Source organism: Shewanella sairae, assembly GCF_023283535.1.
Lineage (GTDB): Bacteria > Pseudomonadota > Gammaproteobacteria > Enterobacterales > Shewanellaceae > Shewanella > Shewanella sairae.
The window spans coordinates 1-13,896 of record NZ_JAKILT010000061.1 but is presented as its reverse complement, the minus strand read 5'-3'; the positions used below and the strand labels follow the sequence as shown (position 1 = coordinate 13,896).

12 protein-coding genes are annotated in these 13,896 nt (G+C 44.4%); 10 read left to right on the top strand and 2 right to left on the bottom strand.

Features of this window, described 5'->3' with window-relative positions; genetic code table 11:
* Window positions 1-167: 167 nt before the first annotated feature.
* A complete protein-coding gene (gene rsuA / locus L2748_RS19740) occupies window positions 168-860 on the bottom strand; it encodes a 16S rRNA pseudouridine(516) synthase RsuA (protein WP_220782262.1) in 693 nt (230 codons plus the stop codon).
* A gap of 193 nt (window positions 861-1,053) precedes the next feature.
* Between rsuA and L2748_RS19735 the strand changes: the two genes are divergently transcribed.
* The 5 genes from L2748_RS19735 to L2748_RS19715 all read left to right on the top strand — a co-directional run bounded on the left by L2748_RS19735 (window position 1,054) and on the right by L2748_RS19715 (window position 6,237).
* Entirely contained in the window at window positions 1,054-1,581 is a 528-nt protein-coding gene (locus L2748_RS19735; protein ID WP_246616213.1) for a sugar O-acetyltransferase, read from the top strand.
* A gap of 240 nt (window positions 1,582-1,821) precedes the next feature.
* Window positions 1,822-3,906, top strand: coding sequence for a M13 family metallopeptidase (locus L2748_RS19730; protein ID WP_220782264.1), 2,085 nt, complete (start codon window positions 1,822-1,824; stop codon window positions 3,904-3,906).
* Window positions 3,907-4,266: 360 nt separating this feature from the next.
* Window positions 4,267-5,055 (top strand): RelA/SpoT domain-containing protein, encoded by a 789-nt coding sequence (locus L2748_RS19725; protein WP_220782265.1) that lies wholly within the window; start codon window positions 4,267-4,269, stop codon window positions 5,053-5,055.
* A 233-nt stretch (window positions 5,056-5,288) separates the two neighbouring features.
* On the top strand, window positions 5,289-5,693 hold the full coding sequence (locus L2748_RS19720) for an SMI1/KNR4 family protein (RefSeq protein WP_220782266.1): 405 nt from the start codon (window positions 5,289-5,291) through the stop codon (window positions 5,691-5,693).
* Window positions 5,694-5,736: 43 nt separating this feature from the next.
* A complete protein-coding gene (locus tag L2748_RS19715; protein ID WP_220782267.1) occupies window positions 5,737-6,237 on the top strand; it encodes a DUF4447 family protein in 501 nt (166 codons plus the stop codon).
* A gap of 106 nt (window positions 6,238-6,343) precedes the next feature.
* On the opposite strand, the gene L2748_RS19710 is transcribed toward L2748_RS19715, so the two are convergent.
* Window positions 6,344-6,967, bottom strand: coding sequence for a glutathione S-transferase family protein (locus L2748_RS19710; RefSeq protein WP_220782268.1), 624 nt, complete (start codon window positions 6,965-6,967; stop codon window positions 6,344-6,346).
* A 228-nt stretch (window positions 6,968-7,195) separates the two neighbouring features.
* Between L2748_RS19710 and L2748_RS19705 the strand changes: the two genes are divergently transcribed.
* The 5 genes from L2748_RS19705 to L2748_RS19685 all read left to right on the top strand — a co-directional run bounded on the left by L2748_RS19705 (window position 7,196) and on the right by L2748_RS19685 (window position 13,802).
* Window positions 7,196-8,458 carry an Nramp family divalent metal transporter gene (locus L2748_RS19705; protein ID WP_220782269.1) on the top strand — a complete coding sequence of 421 codons (1,263 nt, stop codon included), beginning with the start codon at window positions 7,196-7,198 and terminating at the stop codon, window positions 8,456-8,458.
* Window positions 8,459-8,481: 23 nt separating this feature from the next.
* Entirely contained in the window at window positions 8,482-9,645 is a 1,164-nt protein-coding gene (locus tag L2748_RS19700) for a serine hydrolase domain-containing protein (protein WP_220782270.1), read from the top strand.
* An 86-nt stretch (window positions 9,646-9,731) separates the two neighbouring features.
* Window positions 9,732-10,205, top strand: a complete 474-nt coding sequence (locus tag L2748_RS19695; protein WP_220782271.1) for a YehS family protein — start codon at window positions 9,732-9,734, stop codon at window positions 10,203-10,205.
* 284 nt (window positions 10,206-10,489) lie between these two features.
* On the top strand, window positions 10,490-12,178 hold the full coding sequence (locus L2748_RS19690) for an NAD-dependent malic enzyme (RefSeq protein WP_220782272.1): 1,689 nt from the start codon (window positions 10,490-10,492) through the stop codon (window positions 12,176-12,178).
* Window positions 12,179-13,172: 994 nt separating this feature from the next.
* Window positions 13,173-13,802, top strand: coding sequence for a hypothetical protein (locus L2748_RS19685; protein ID WP_220782273.1), 630 nt, complete (start codon window positions 13,173-13,175; stop codon window positions 13,800-13,802).
* Window positions 13,803-13,896 lie beyond the last annotated feature (94 nt).

Below are 13,896 nucleotides of genomic sequence, written 5' to 3'. Positions count from 1 at the left end.
GGGCCCCTTTCACATTTATATGCGGATAAAAACTTCAAGTATTTACGCTTAATGACTTAACCAAGCTAATCACGTTTTACTTAACTGACTTGATTTCAGCGTCTGTTAAGCATTAATAATCGCCCATTCACCAGTTTTAACCATGATGTGCTATACGCTAACCATACTTACTTAACTGACTTGATTTCTGCAGCTGTTAAATAGCGCCATTCACCCAGTTCAAGCTCAGCATCAAGTTCAATGGCACCCACACTTTCACGGTGCAGTTTAGTCACCTTGTTACCCACTGCAGCAAGCATACGCTTAACCTGATGATACTTACCTTCGGTAATAGTTAAACGTGCTTGGTTAGAGCCTAAAATCTCCAGTACTGCAGGCTTAGTTAAACCATCTTCGTTATTAAGCTGAACCCCTTCGCTAAACTGCTGCACTAAATCTTCTGTTAGTGGCTCAGCAGTTTCTAATAAGTAACGCTTACCACACTCTTTTTTAGGCGAAGTGATTTTATGCGACCACTGACCATCGGTAGTGATTAACACAAGACCTGTGGTATCTGCATCTAAACGGCCAGCAATATGTAAGTCTTCAGGGCGAATAACATCCAATAGACTTATAACAGATTGATACTCTTCATCTATGGTTGAGCAAATCGTATCAACAGGTTTGTTAAGCATAATAAAACGTGGACCTATGATAGTGAGTAGCTCACCTTCAAGGCGGATCTCATGTTCATCGGTCACTTTAAAGCCTGAGTTTTTTACCACCTCACCATTACAAGTAACGTCGCCACGATGTAGAGCTTTTTTAGCAGAAACACGAGAGTGTGAAGTCGATTCACAAATAAATTTATCTAAACGCACAGTAGAAACTCAGCTGATATAACCATAATGGCCGACATTATGAGGCCAGCGCCGCCAAAGGGCAAAGTTTTGCTTGAACAAGCAGCAATCACGGGCGTATCGTTGGAGGCTGTTTTTATGGAGATAATATATGAATCAATCACCTAGCAAAGAACACGCCGCAAAGAGCAGCTTAGAGACCAAGGCGCAGCAAATTGATGAATATGCCAAAATGCTCTCAGGCACTCCCTATCAATGCCTCGATCCCGCCCTCAATCAATTCTGGCACCAGCAGCAAGTGCGCAACCAGCAAATGAATATCAATGGTCTAATCGATTATGAGTTACTGCCCAACGTAGCTAAAAGCGCGGTGATTGTGCAGCCTTTTAACGTGAGCTACGGCATTAATATCAAGTTAAGCGACAAGGCCTTTATTAATGCCAACTGCACTTTGCATGACAACGCAATGATTAGCATCGGCTCGCAAACTATGCTTGGGCCAAATGTACAGATCTATACTGCCAGCCATCCACTTGATGCTACTGAACGCTGCGCAGGTATAGAAATCGCCAAAGCCGTGACAATCGGTAACCGCGCTTGGATAGGCGGTGGCGCCATCATTTTACCCGGCGTTACCATTGGCGACGAAGCGGTGATAGGAGCGGGTTCTGTGGTCACTAAAGATGTCGCCGCTAAGCAAGTGGTAGCAGGCAATCCTGCCAAAGTGATAAAAACGCTATAACCGATGTCACTTTTAACTAAAAATTGCTTACTTTTTAGTTAAGGAAATCTTTTCTTACACATGTATGGCCAATTAAACACCCAAGTTGGCCTCTCACGCTTGTTCACCTCCGCACAAACCTATTAACATGCGTAACGCAATGTAATTAATGCCGCGTCTATAAAGCATCAATACATCATAAAAATCGATACTCGGTTTTTACAATAACAAGAAATTGACGATACAGATTAAGGAAGAAACATGAAAAAAGTACTCGTTGGGGGCTTATGCGCTTCCCTTATCGTTGGCCTCACAGCATGTAATAGCGAGCCTACTGAAGTAAACACACCAGAGACCAGCAAAACAGAAGCCGCTGTTGCCGTTGAAAAAGCGCTCGCATCAGGCATCGACTTTGCCAACTTCGACAAATCAGTGCGCCCACAAGATGACTTCTACTCTTACGTTAACGGTACTTGGGTAAAAGATACGGTTATTCCAAGCGACCGCACTAGTTCTGGTGCGTTTTATGACTTACGTGAAAAATCACGTGACGACGTTAAAGTGATTATCGAAGAAGTGGCCGCTACGCCAAACCTAAAAGCCGGTAGTGACGAGCAAAAAGTGGCAGATCTCTACAACTCATTTATGGATGTTGAGACTCTAAACAAGCTAGGTGTCACGCCAATTGCTAGCGAACTGGAAAAAGTTAATGCGATTAAGTCAAAAGATGACCTAGTTACCTACTTTGCCCGCAGCCAAATTATCGGCGGCGGCACACCAATGGCATTTTATATCAATGTTGATGCTAAAGATTCAAGCCGTTATGCCACTCATATTTGGCAATATGGTCTTAGCCTGCCAGAGAAAGATTACTATTTTAATCAAGATGAGCGTTTCGTTAATATCCGTAAAGCGTTTGTTGAGCACATCGAAAAGATGTACATCTTAGCGGGTCTAGCCAATCCAAAAGCTAGCGCAGCAGCGATTTTGGCACTGGAAACAGAAATCGCTAAAAAGCACTGGGACGTAGTTGAAACCCGTGACAGCACTAAGACTTACAATAAGTATCAAGTTAACGACCTGTCAACGCTGGCACCAGACATTAACTGGGACGGTTACCTAGCCACTCTAGGCGCCGACAAGCAAGGCGATATCATCATTAATCAACCAAGTTACATTCAAGGCCTAAACGAGATCATTAAAGACACCGACCTTGATACTTGGAAGAACTACATGCAATGGCAAGTACTCACCCATGCTGCCAGCAGCCTAAGTGAAGAGATCGATAACGAAAACTTTGAATTCTTCTCTAAGACCCTAAATGGTCAGCAAGAGCAACAGCCACGTTGGAAGCGCGGCGTATCAACGGTTAATGGCTTGCTAGGTGAAGTTGTCGGTAAAGTGTACGTTAAGCGCCATTTTAAGCCTGAAGCAAAAGAGCGCATGCAAGTGCTTGTTGAAAACCTGCGCGGCGCTTACGGCGACAGCATAGAGTCACTAGAGTGGATGAGCGCTGGCACTAAAGTAGCAGCCAAAGACAAGCTCGCTAAGTTTGATCCTAAAATTGGTTACCCAGATCGCTGGGAAGACTACAGCAAGCTGACCATTAAAGCGGATGACTTATACGGTAACAACCTACGTGCAAGTGAACTTAGCCATGCGAAAGAGCTTGAAAAGCTAGGCAGCCCAATCCGTAAGTGGGAATGGCACATGACCCCACAAACGGTTAATGCTTATTACAACCCAACCATGAATGAAATCGTGTTCCCAGCAGCTATTTTGCAGCCACCATTCTTTAATATGGAAGCAGATGACGCCGTTAACTACGGTGGTATTGGTGCGGTTATTGGTCATGAAATGGGCCACGGCTTTGACGACCAAGGCGCTAAGTTTGACGGCGAAGGCAACATGCGAGACTGGTGGACTGAGCAAGACTTAACTGAGTTTGCAGCTCGCGGTAAGGCACTTGTTGATCAGTACAACGACTACGCAGTATTTGACGACTTAAACGTAAACGGTGAGCTAACACTTGGCGAAAACATTGGTGACCTTTCTGGTGTCACGATTGCTTATCGCGCCTATAAGAAGTCGCTTAACGGTAAAGAAGCTCCAGTGATTGACGGCTTAACAGGCGATCAGCGTTTCTTCATTGGTTTCACCCAGATTTGGCGTGCAAAAATCAAAGAAGAATCTATGCGTAACCGTGTAGCAACCGATCCGCACTCACCAGCGCAGTTCCGTGCTCTTGGTGCACTATCTAACATGCCAGAGTTCTACAGCACCTATGATGTGAAACCAGGTGATGCTATGTATATCACACCAGAGAAGCGCGTAAAAATCTGGTAATCAGATTTTATAAAGAGCAGGTTCTAAGAAATACAAAAGCCAAAGGCGATGAAAGCCAAAGGCGATGAAAGCCAAGACGGGTAAAGCCGGTTAAAAGCAGCGTTTGTTGTAGGTCGGGCTTTAGCCCGTCAAGCTTTTACTTTTCTTCGCAAAGCGGAAGCTGTTCTCTAAGCACTGCGTGCTAGATCTTTAAAAATAAATCTAAAAAGCCGTTGATGTCTCATTTCATCAACGGCTTTTTGTTTATTGTAGGTTTTCTGACGCTTACGCTCACACTATGAATAAATGTTCATTTGCCGTTCAGCGTAGCTTAAGCAATATCAAGTTAGATTACAGTTACAGCCACAAACTAGGACTGCTATGAACCGGATATTACGGACTTTTTTCATCTTTTTACTGTTATTGTCGACCCGTTCAGCCTTTGCTCAACCCATTCATCATGAGCAAAGCAATACTAAAGATAACGGTAGCTACGCCGCTAAACTGGCTTTCTCTAAAAACCTCGATGGACTCACGGCAATTCAGTCAGTGCAGTACCAAGTCCCAAGGCAGACCAGTGCCAATCTCGATACCCTTTATAGCCAAGCCAACAATGCCCAACAAGAACTTGCACAACTGCTTGAGATGATTACTAGCCAATCACAAACACAATCAAAGCTTGCTGAGATTAAAAGCCGTGAAAGGGCCGAGGCCAAGGTACATAACAAGCTCAATAACGACGCAAGTCAACTGACTGATATCGTACGTGCCAGCATTGTTAGCGACGATATTCACAACTTGATGCAAGCATTCGAAATTCTTAAAAACGACAGTCAGCTTATTCAAGTTAAAAACCGCTTCGCTAATCCTAAGGAATCTGGCTACCGCGACTTAAACCTACTGGTTAAGCTGCCTAAATCACAAATGATCGCAGAAGTGCAGTTACACCTAGCAGACATTGCCGAAATTAAAAGCGGCGCCGAACATCAAGTGTACGAGCAGGTGCAATCGATCCAAGCTTCTGCCATGCAGCAGCAACGCAGTTTAAACGACATTGAAACGGCTAAAATTACCCAGCTACGCCAAGAGTCACACAAGCTGTATCACAAAGCATGGCTTAGATATAAGCGTAGCGATCAAGCCAATATCATTACTGCCGCTGCGGCCTAACAGCTAAAGCTAAACCGACCAACAAAGGGCTCATTAATATGAGCCCTTTTTTTGTGCTTTAGCCTAAAACCAACCCAACTTAGTGACAGCTATGTATTGCCTACTTATTTAAATCAACACTTCACATACGGTTTGTAGTAGTTGATTAAATTGCCTCGGTTACCTGCACTTTGCCCCGATTTGCGGTTATACTCCGCCCCAATAATCTATATAGCCAGATACACCTAAAACTTATGAACGATATCATTGAGCAACTGCAAGAGATGAGTGAAACGGTACCCGTACCGTTAGAGCTAGCAACATTTGAGCAAATTGTTGAAGTGGAAGAAGAAATACTTATCCCACTGCCAATGGAGCTAAAAGAATACTTACTTTATGCCAGTGATGTAATTTGTGGCAGCCTAGAGCCAGTAACAGCAAGCGATCCTAACTCGCACACTTACCTACCAGAAGTGGCAGCATATGCTTGGTCAATTGGCTTACCGCGTGAGTTTGTGCCTATTTGCCAGCAAGGCGATAACTTCTTCTTTATTAGCCAAGAAGGTGAAATTCAGTTGTGGCAAGATGGCGAAATTGACGAAGAAGAAACATGGGAATCTTTCTGGGATTGGGCTGAAGAAGTGTGGATGCGTAGCTAATTATAAGCACACGCCATCACGACAAATTTACTAAGGAAACAACATGTCTAAAGAACTTGGTTTGAACGCCATTGAAATGCAATATCTTCGTCACTCATTGGCGTTAACCACAGCACAAGTTGCCGAGATGGGTAAAGTGACCGAAGCTGATGTTATCGCTTGGGAAGCAGGCGAAAAGCCAGCGCACATGCCAGTACAGAAAAAACTGCTTGAGATTGATGAAGCGATTGAGATGCAAGTGCTTAACACTTGTGATGGTATCGAAGAACTATTCAAGTCTGAACCAAAGCGCACATTGAGCTTTGTGGTATACCCAACTCAAGCCTTGTACGCTCAGTACAACCCAGAGTTCTTAGGTACGCTACCATTAGCTGAGCTATATAACGTGTCAGCCTACCGCATTAAGAAAGAGTGCAAGCTAATGCTAGAAGTTGATGTGGTACTGGTACCATTAAACTTTGAATCATACAAAGCTTACCGCGAAAAAGATGGCCTAAAAGAAAGCCGTGAAAACCGTGCCAAATGGGCTAAAACTCAGCTGTAATTGTCTATTATCTCCCTTTTGGTTTGATACAAAAAAGCATCCATCTATTTAAACTTTCTGTTTAAAAATAGTGGATGCTTTTTCATTGCCGCAGTTTAAATAAAGCTTATTCAGCCTTGCCCTCTTCTTTCGCCAAGCCTTTTGCCATCGCAGGGCGCTGGGTAATTCTATCGCTGTACGCGGTTAATTTTGGCGGAATATCTTGCTCAAAACGAGTCGCCCACAGCAAAGTATGCCCCAATAAAATATCAGCAACGGTAAACTGCTCGCCCAGTAAAAATTCACTCTCAGGTAACCATTTCTCCGCTATTGCAGCAGCTTTATCAAACTCCCATTTAGCCACTGGCAATATTGCTGGCAAGCGCTGCGCCTCAGGCAAAGCAAACTTATGCTTGCCCATAGTCCAAAGCGGCTGTTCTAACTCACTAATAATAAAACTTATCCATTTATGGTGCAGTGCAGACTCAGCCGTGCCCGCCTTAGGCAGTAACTGACCTTCGCCATATTTTTCTGCCAAATATAAAACGATTGCCGCCGACTCAGATATGGCGACACCGTTATCGACTAACGCAGGCACTTTAGCGCAAGGGTTGGCAGCTAAAAACTCAGGATCGTTAGCGTCGCCATTAGCAAAGTTAATGTGCCGATATTGCCAATCAAGTCCCAACTCTTCTAACGTCCACGACACCCGTAACGAGCGACTACGGGGAATGCCATATAGCTTAATCATGTTGTGTTTCCTTATGGTTAATACCAAGCGAATAATTTGCAAACTAACCTACGCCTAAGGCGAGCAAATAGAAACCACCAGCATGTTACAAACTGCGTCAAAACCCGATTTCAGTAAAGATGAAAAATATGATGTCAATATAGCCAACCTTTTGCAGCAAAACTCTGATAGGCTCAAACAGTCTCTATAACTAATCCCTTGTTTTATCGCTAATATAAAGTAATCAACATGAGTAATAGCAATACTGTCACAGTCAAATCTAACTGCCATTTAAACGGTTTTTTAAGCGCCATGGGGCCTGGACTATTAATGGCCGCAGCCGCAATTGGCGCCTCTCACTTGGTCGCCTCAACTCGCGCTGGCGCAGAGTTTGGCTGGCAACTGGCTTGGGCCATCCTGGCGGTAAACTTACTTAAGTATCCCTTTTTTGCTGCCGGCGCACGCTACACCGCGGCAACCGGTGAAAGCCTATTGCATGGTTACTTAAAACAGGGACGCATTTATTTATTGGTATTTACAGCACTCAACACCATTGCAGCCATTGCCAGCACTGCTGGCGTTGCCATGCTCACTGCTGCCATGTTGACGCAGTTTGTGTCGCTACCCATCGATGTATTAGCGCTAATCGTATTGGTTTCCAGCCTAGGGATTTTAATCTTTGGTCATTACGCACTACTCGATAAAATAACCAAAGTAATAATGCTCGCGCTTACCGTAACCACCTTGATTGCGGTTGCCCTCGCCTTTAACGCACCCAGTATAATCCATGCCAATTTTGTGCCGCAGTCGCCTTGGCAGTGGGTTCATATTGGCTTTTTAGTGGCAATGATGGGTTGGATGCCCGCCCCCATTGAAGTCAGTGCTTGGAACTCATTGTGGCTGATTGAAAAACAAAAATTACAACCCGTTAATAAACAACAAGCGCTGTTCGACTTTAACTTTGGCTACATAATGACAGCTATCCTCGCTGTGGTATTTCTCGCCCTAGGTAGCTTAGTCATGCATGGCAGCGGCGAGCAGTTTTCGCCGTCGGGGGTAAAGTTTGCCGCCCAATTAATTAGCCTATATAGCCAAGTCATGGGCAGCGATAGCCGCTATCTTATCGGCGCAGTGGCATTTTTATGTATTTTCAGCACGACAGTCACCGTTATTGATGGCTATAGCCGCACCCTCAATATGGGCTGGCAGCTCCTGACAAAGCAGCCTGATAGTGAGCGTAGACTCAGCCTGGTTATGCTAGTGCTATCCGTTTTCGGGTTATCTATCATATTGTTTTTTAAAGGTGCTCTACTTCCCTTACTGGAATTTGTTATGATTCTGGCCTTTATGACAACAGTAGTATTTGCTTGGCTTAACTATAAGTTGATGATCAGCACAGCACTGTTGCCTGCAGATAGGTATGGTAGCGCCATGCGGTTGCTTTCATGGTTAGGGTTAATTTACCTAGTCAGTTTCGCCGTGCTCTTTATCTATTGGATGCTAACAAAATAACGTAAACGGACACCTACACCCTAATGCACCTCATAACAAAAACACTTATAGGCTCAGTCGTAGTTGGCTGTTGTCTATGGGCGGCAAACAAAGCCAGTGCAAACCGCGTTGCCAGCAGCGATATCGCCAAACAACTTCCAACAATCATCACTCAAGCAGAGCGTCCGTTTAGTGGCGTAATCATGATTAAGCAAGATAATCAGCCAGTATTTGCCTATATCTCCGGCGACAATATTGATAATAACTCGAGCTTTTTAATCGGTTCGCTATCCAAACAAGTTACCGCTACGCTAGTGTTAAAAGCCGTTGACGACGGCTTAATCGATTTACATAAAAGCGTGAGTCATTACTTACTAAAAGATGGCAATAAACCTCGCGCTTATGTGCCGCCAAGTGTGACCGTATCGCAATTACTTAGCCACACATCGGGTTTGATCAAGATGGGCGAACCGCCACTGTTTAAGCCCGGCAGTCAGTTTCAATATTCTAACTATGGCTATGCGCTACTTGGCGACATACTAGAAGTGGTTTACCAACAACCCATCGACGAGCTAGTAAACCAGCTTAAGCTCGATGGGTTATACGCTGAAGTCGGTGATATCCATAAGATTGCATCAAACCATCAACATTTCGTCCTAGGTCAAACCGAAACCTTAAGCGCTGATGCAGACGGTAATCCCCAATCACAACTCTCACCTGTCAATATAAGCATTGATAATTCGCTAATCGCATTTGGCGGCATGGCCGCATCGGTTGAGGCTTATAGCCGTTTTCAAGATGCGCTATACCATGGCAAATTAATTAGCCAACAAAGTTTGGCATTGATGACCGCCCCCCAAGCAACACGTGAACATAGATGGGGCGTATTAGAATATGGTTATGGCACTCAAATTAGCCACGACGAACAATTAGTCGAGTACAGTCACAGTGGTTACCTGCCGGGCTATGTCAGCCTAGCGGTGTATTACCCTGAAGCTAAAGTCAGTTTACTCATTTTAGAAAACACCTCATGGGACTTAAGCGACCGTGAGCGGGTATTTGGATTACACGACGCCATTCGCAGCAGTATACGCAGCAAATTGATTGCACTTGAAGACCGCCCTGTCGCCAAACTGCTCCAAGCCTCGGTCAGCGCAGTTGAAAATGCATTTGCACCTGCGAATACGGCGGCAAAAGCAGCAGAGTAATAACTATTTTTATAGCAACTTCTGTTATAATAATCGGCGATGAGCGCGCAGCCGCGCGGTCCCATAGTTAGAAGAAAATCAAACTCATGATTAACAATGATATTTTACGTAAAGTTCGCTATATCCTCGACTTAAGCAATGCAAAGATGATCCGCATTTTTGCTAAAACTAAGCACGAAGTGACACAAGAGCAAATGATCGACATGCTTAAAAAGGAGCATGAAGAAGGTTATGCGCCGCTAAATGACAAAAACATGTGTCGTTTTCTAGACGGTTTAGTGATCTACAAGCGTGGCCTGAAGCCTGGCGCAGAAGCACCAGAGCCGTTGTCTCAATTGACCAACAACCTTATCTTCAAAAAGTTAAGAGTGGCATTTGAACTACGTGAAGACGATATCATTGAAGCGCTAGAATTAGCTGAATTCAACATGAGCAAGTCTGAGCTAGGCGCACTATTTAGAAAGCCTGGTCACAAGCACTACAAGCCATGTGGCGACCAAGTATTACGTAACTTCTTGATGGGCTTATCACTTAAGCACCGTCCAGAAAACGCTAACTAATTCAATCTCGAACGAGTTAGCTTACGCGATTAAAAAGCACTGCCACTGGCGGTGCTTTTTTGTTATGAACCTAAGCTAGGATAAACAACTACTGACGGGCTAAAGCCCGACCTACAATAAGCGTCGTATTTTTGCTTTGTTAAAGCCTAAACTCTTCTTCGCTCTAGCTAAAAAAATTTGTTTAATTGCGCCGCAAACGCTAACAAAGATCACACTTTGTGTTAGTCTTCCGTGACTAGAATCACCAGTCATCCTCACTAACAAAAACTATCTAAAGGTTTCCAATGGACGATAACAAACGCCCGCTCTATCTTCCTTTTGCCGGTCCGGCCATTCTTGAAGCGCCTTTAATCAACAAAGGCAGTGCATTCACCGAAGAAGAAAGGATCTTTTTTAATCTTGAAGGCCTACTGCCACACGTTATTGAGACCATTGAAGAGCAAGCCTCACGCGCTTACGACCAATATAAAAACTTCAGCAATGATCTCGACAAGCATATCTACCTGCGTAACATTCAAGATACCAACGAGACTCTGTACTATCGCCTAGTACAAAACCACATTACCGAAATGATGCCTATCATCTATACCCCAACCGTGGGTATGGCCTGTGAGCGTTTCTCTAAAGATTATCGCCGCAACCGTGGTCTGTTTATCTCTTACGCCAACAAAGACCGTATTGACGATATTCTCAATAACTCGACTCGCCAAAAAGTAAAAATTATCGTCGTCACCGACGGTGAACGCATCTTAGGTCTAGGTGACCAAGGTATTGGCGGCATGGGGATCCCAATTGGTAAGTTATCGTTATACACCAGCTGTGGCGGTATTAGTCCCGCTTACACGCTACCAATCACCTTAGATGTCGGCACCGATAACCCGCACCTACTAGAAGACCCAATGTACATGGGCATGCGTAGCCCACGTATTGGCGGCGAAGAATACACTGAGTTTGTTGAAGCCTTTATGCAGGCCGTAAGTCGCCGCTGGCCAGATGCGTTAATTCAGTTTGAAGATTTCGCGCAGAAGAATGCCATGCCACTGCTTGAGCGTTATAAAGATCAATACTGCTGCTTTAACGACGACATTCAAGGTACAGCCGCTGTTACCGTAGGTTCGCTGCTTGCTGCATGTAAAGCGGCTAAGAGCAAACTCAGTGAGCAGCGCATTACCTTCTTAGGGGCAGGCTCGGCCGGTTGTGGTATTGCCGAGGCAATCGTGGCGCAAATGGTGTCTGAAGGCATTAGCGAAGAGCAAGCACGCAAGCAAGTGTTTATGGTCGATCGCTGGGGCATGCTACAAGCTAATATGCCGAACTTGTTACCTTTCCAGCAAAAGCTGGCGCAAAACTGCGATGATATTGCTAGCTGGGATAACTTCAGCGACAACATCTCGCTACTTGATGTGGTTAACAACGCTAAACCAACGGTATTGATTGGTGTATCAGGCGCACCGGGGCTATTTACCGAAGAGATCATCAAAGCCATGCACAGCCATTGCAAGCGCCCAATTGTGTTCCCTCTATCGAACCCAACCAGCCGCGTTGAAGCCACGCCAAAGGACATTTTACATTGGACGCAAGGCCAAGCACTTGTGGCAACCGGTAGCCCGTTTGAACCAGTGATTGTCGATGACACCACCTATGAAATCGCCCAGTGTAATAACAGCTATATATTCCCAGGCATCGGGCTAGGTGTATTAGCCTCTGGCGCAAAGCGTGTGAGTGATGCAATGCTAATGGCATCAAGCCGCGCGTTAGCCGAGTGTTCACCACTGGCGATTGATGGTGAAGGTTCACTGCTACCTAAGCTTGAAGACATTCATAAGGTCAGTAAGCATATTGCCTTTGCCGTAGCACGAATGGCGATTGAAGAAGGCCATGCCTTGCCAGTTACCGCAGAGCAGCTGAACTATGCGATTGATGATAACTTCTGGATGGCAGAGTATCGTAATTATAAACGCACTGCGTTCTAAGGTTCTGCTTCGGAACCTTAACTAACGAAGTTGAAATCAAAAGCAGTCATATTTGGCTGCTTTTTTGTTTTTGGCTTTTGGAATTATCTGGTAGTTGGTTTGCTATCAGGCTTTGCCTGACTTTTAAGTTAGACTGCGTCTAACAAACTAGGTTTAAAACAATCAAGCTCCGCTTGACCTTATCGTTAGACTGCGTCTAACAACTAAAGTCGTGAGCTTCCAGCTCACACACGGGCAAGAGGGGAACAACAGCTTTCCCCTCTTGCATCACCCCAGCCGCCCCGACGAAGTTGTCACCCTCGTACTTATTCGAAATAATCTAACGCTTCCGATGGGGCATCCTGCCCCGCGAAAGCTATGCCCACATCCGTGTGGGCATCACGGTTATTTCTTCAACGTACTTCGGCAACTTCGATGGGGAATAGGTGTTATCTGTAAGTGTCGTAACTTACTTTTGCCCCAAAGTTATTTAGCTTCAGAATGAAGCTTGATTACATTTTTTTATGCTTGTTTCTACGGGGTAGCCAGTTTGAGCTTGTAGCTGAGTCGCTATTAATCGCCTGCAGCAGGCGCATGTGCAGATACTGCTGCGAGACGCTGCAAGTACAATCCCTGTAAGCTCTGCGATGACATCCATGTCATCGAAGCCCGCAGCCGTATCTACACTTGATAATTGGCATACTCATTCGACCGAGAGATTTAGTTTCTAACGCGGAAATGCCCCGGAATTATCATATAGGCCGAAGCCTAGTGACTTTTCTTCCTGCGTGAACATTGCACTTTATGCAATGTCTGAGGTTCTTTGTTTCACTCAGACAAAGAAACAGGGAACCAGCCCTTCCCACTCCGTAACCAATTGTTAACAATCTGATTTACTGTTATTCTTGAGTGATTAGAGTATAGGCAACCTGTTCTTATTAAGACCGTTCTTATTCGGAATTCAGCCTAATATACTGTTATATTCATTGGAGTAAGTAGGGTGATCGAGGTATTAATGGAAAAACTGTCAAACGATGGTTTTTGGGCAATTTCTGGAGCATTAGTTGGCGCTTTCGTTGGTTCGTTTTGTGGACTTCTAGCTAGTTTATACCTTGATCTAAAAAGAGAAAGTAATGTGAAGAGTGCTTTTTACACAGAGGCTGAATTTCTGTCTGGTATCATGGGGACTTTCTTAGTTGCTGTAGTCTCTGAGTATAAAAAATCAAAAATAGACTTGGCTAAAAATGAAAGCTTCAGTGGACCGCTAGAAATAGACTTTAGCGTACTTGATACCCTTTTTCTTGAGCTATATAAAACGAAAAATATCCCTAGCTCTGATCATCGGCAGTTTATGTTGAATCTAAGTTCTCAGTGGAAAAGAATCTGCAAGATGGATGTTGGGCGTGTTGAAAAAATTCCAAACACTAGTATCTATCAAGTCTCACCTGTCAAATCTAAAGAAATTGTATTTTTCTTGGTAGATCTGTTGTACCACTTCAATCTGCTTGTAGAAAAGAAAAAAAGTTTAAGTTCGTCAACGAAAACAAATTTCAAACTAAGGCACAGCCAGTGTTTTCAAAGTACAAAGTTGATAATTCTGACTTGGTTGAAAAAATCGCTAAAGAAACGGCACATTGGTAAATGAATATAACAAATAAGGATAGGCCGCGCGTAGCCGCGTCCTTATCCCAAGTGTTGAACAAGCCCGAGTGATACCTTTATAGTGTAAATATCGGCGT

Excerpts from the sequence above, each read along its gene's own strand:
- L2748_RS19730 (WP_220782264.1), top strand. The coding sequence starts at position 1,822 with ATGAAAAAAGTACTCGTTGGGGGCTTATGCGCTTCCCTTATCGTTGGC.
- L2748_RS19725 (WP_220782265.1), top strand. The coding sequence starts at position 4,267 with ATGAACCGGATATTACGGACTTTTTTCATCTTTTTACTGTTATTGTCG.
- L2748_RS19720 (WP_220782266.1), top strand. The coding sequence starts at position 5,289 with ATGAACGATATCATTGAGCAACTGCAAGAGATGAGTGAAACGGTACCC.
- L2748_RS19715 (WP_220782267.1), top strand. The coding sequence starts at position 5,737 with ATGTCTAAAGAACTTGGTTTGAACGCCATTGAAATGCAATATCTTCGT.
- L2748_RS19710 (WP_220782268.1), bottom strand. The coding sequence starts at position 6,967 with ATGATTAAGCTATATGGCATTCCCCGTAGTCGCTCGTTACGGGTGTCG.
- L2748_RS19705 (WP_220782269.1), top strand. The coding sequence starts at position 7,196 with ATGAGTAATAGCAATACTGTCACAGTCAAATCTAACTGCCATTTAAAC.
- L2748_RS19700 (WP_220782270.1), top strand. The coding sequence starts at position 8,482 with ATGCACCTCATAACAAAAACACTTATAGGCTCAGTCGTAGTTGGCTGT.
- L2748_RS19695 (WP_220782271.1), top strand. The coding sequence starts at position 9,732 with ATGATTAACAATGATATTTTACGTAAAGTTCGCTATATCCTCGACTTA.
- L2748_RS19690 (WP_220782272.1), top strand. The coding sequence starts at position 10,490 with ATGGACGATAACAAACGCCCGCTCTATCTTCCTTTTGCCGGTCCGGCC.
- L2748_RS19685 (WP_220782273.1), top strand. The coding sequence starts at position 13,173 with ATGGAAAAACTGTCAAACGATGGTTTTTGGGCAATTTCTGGAGCATTA.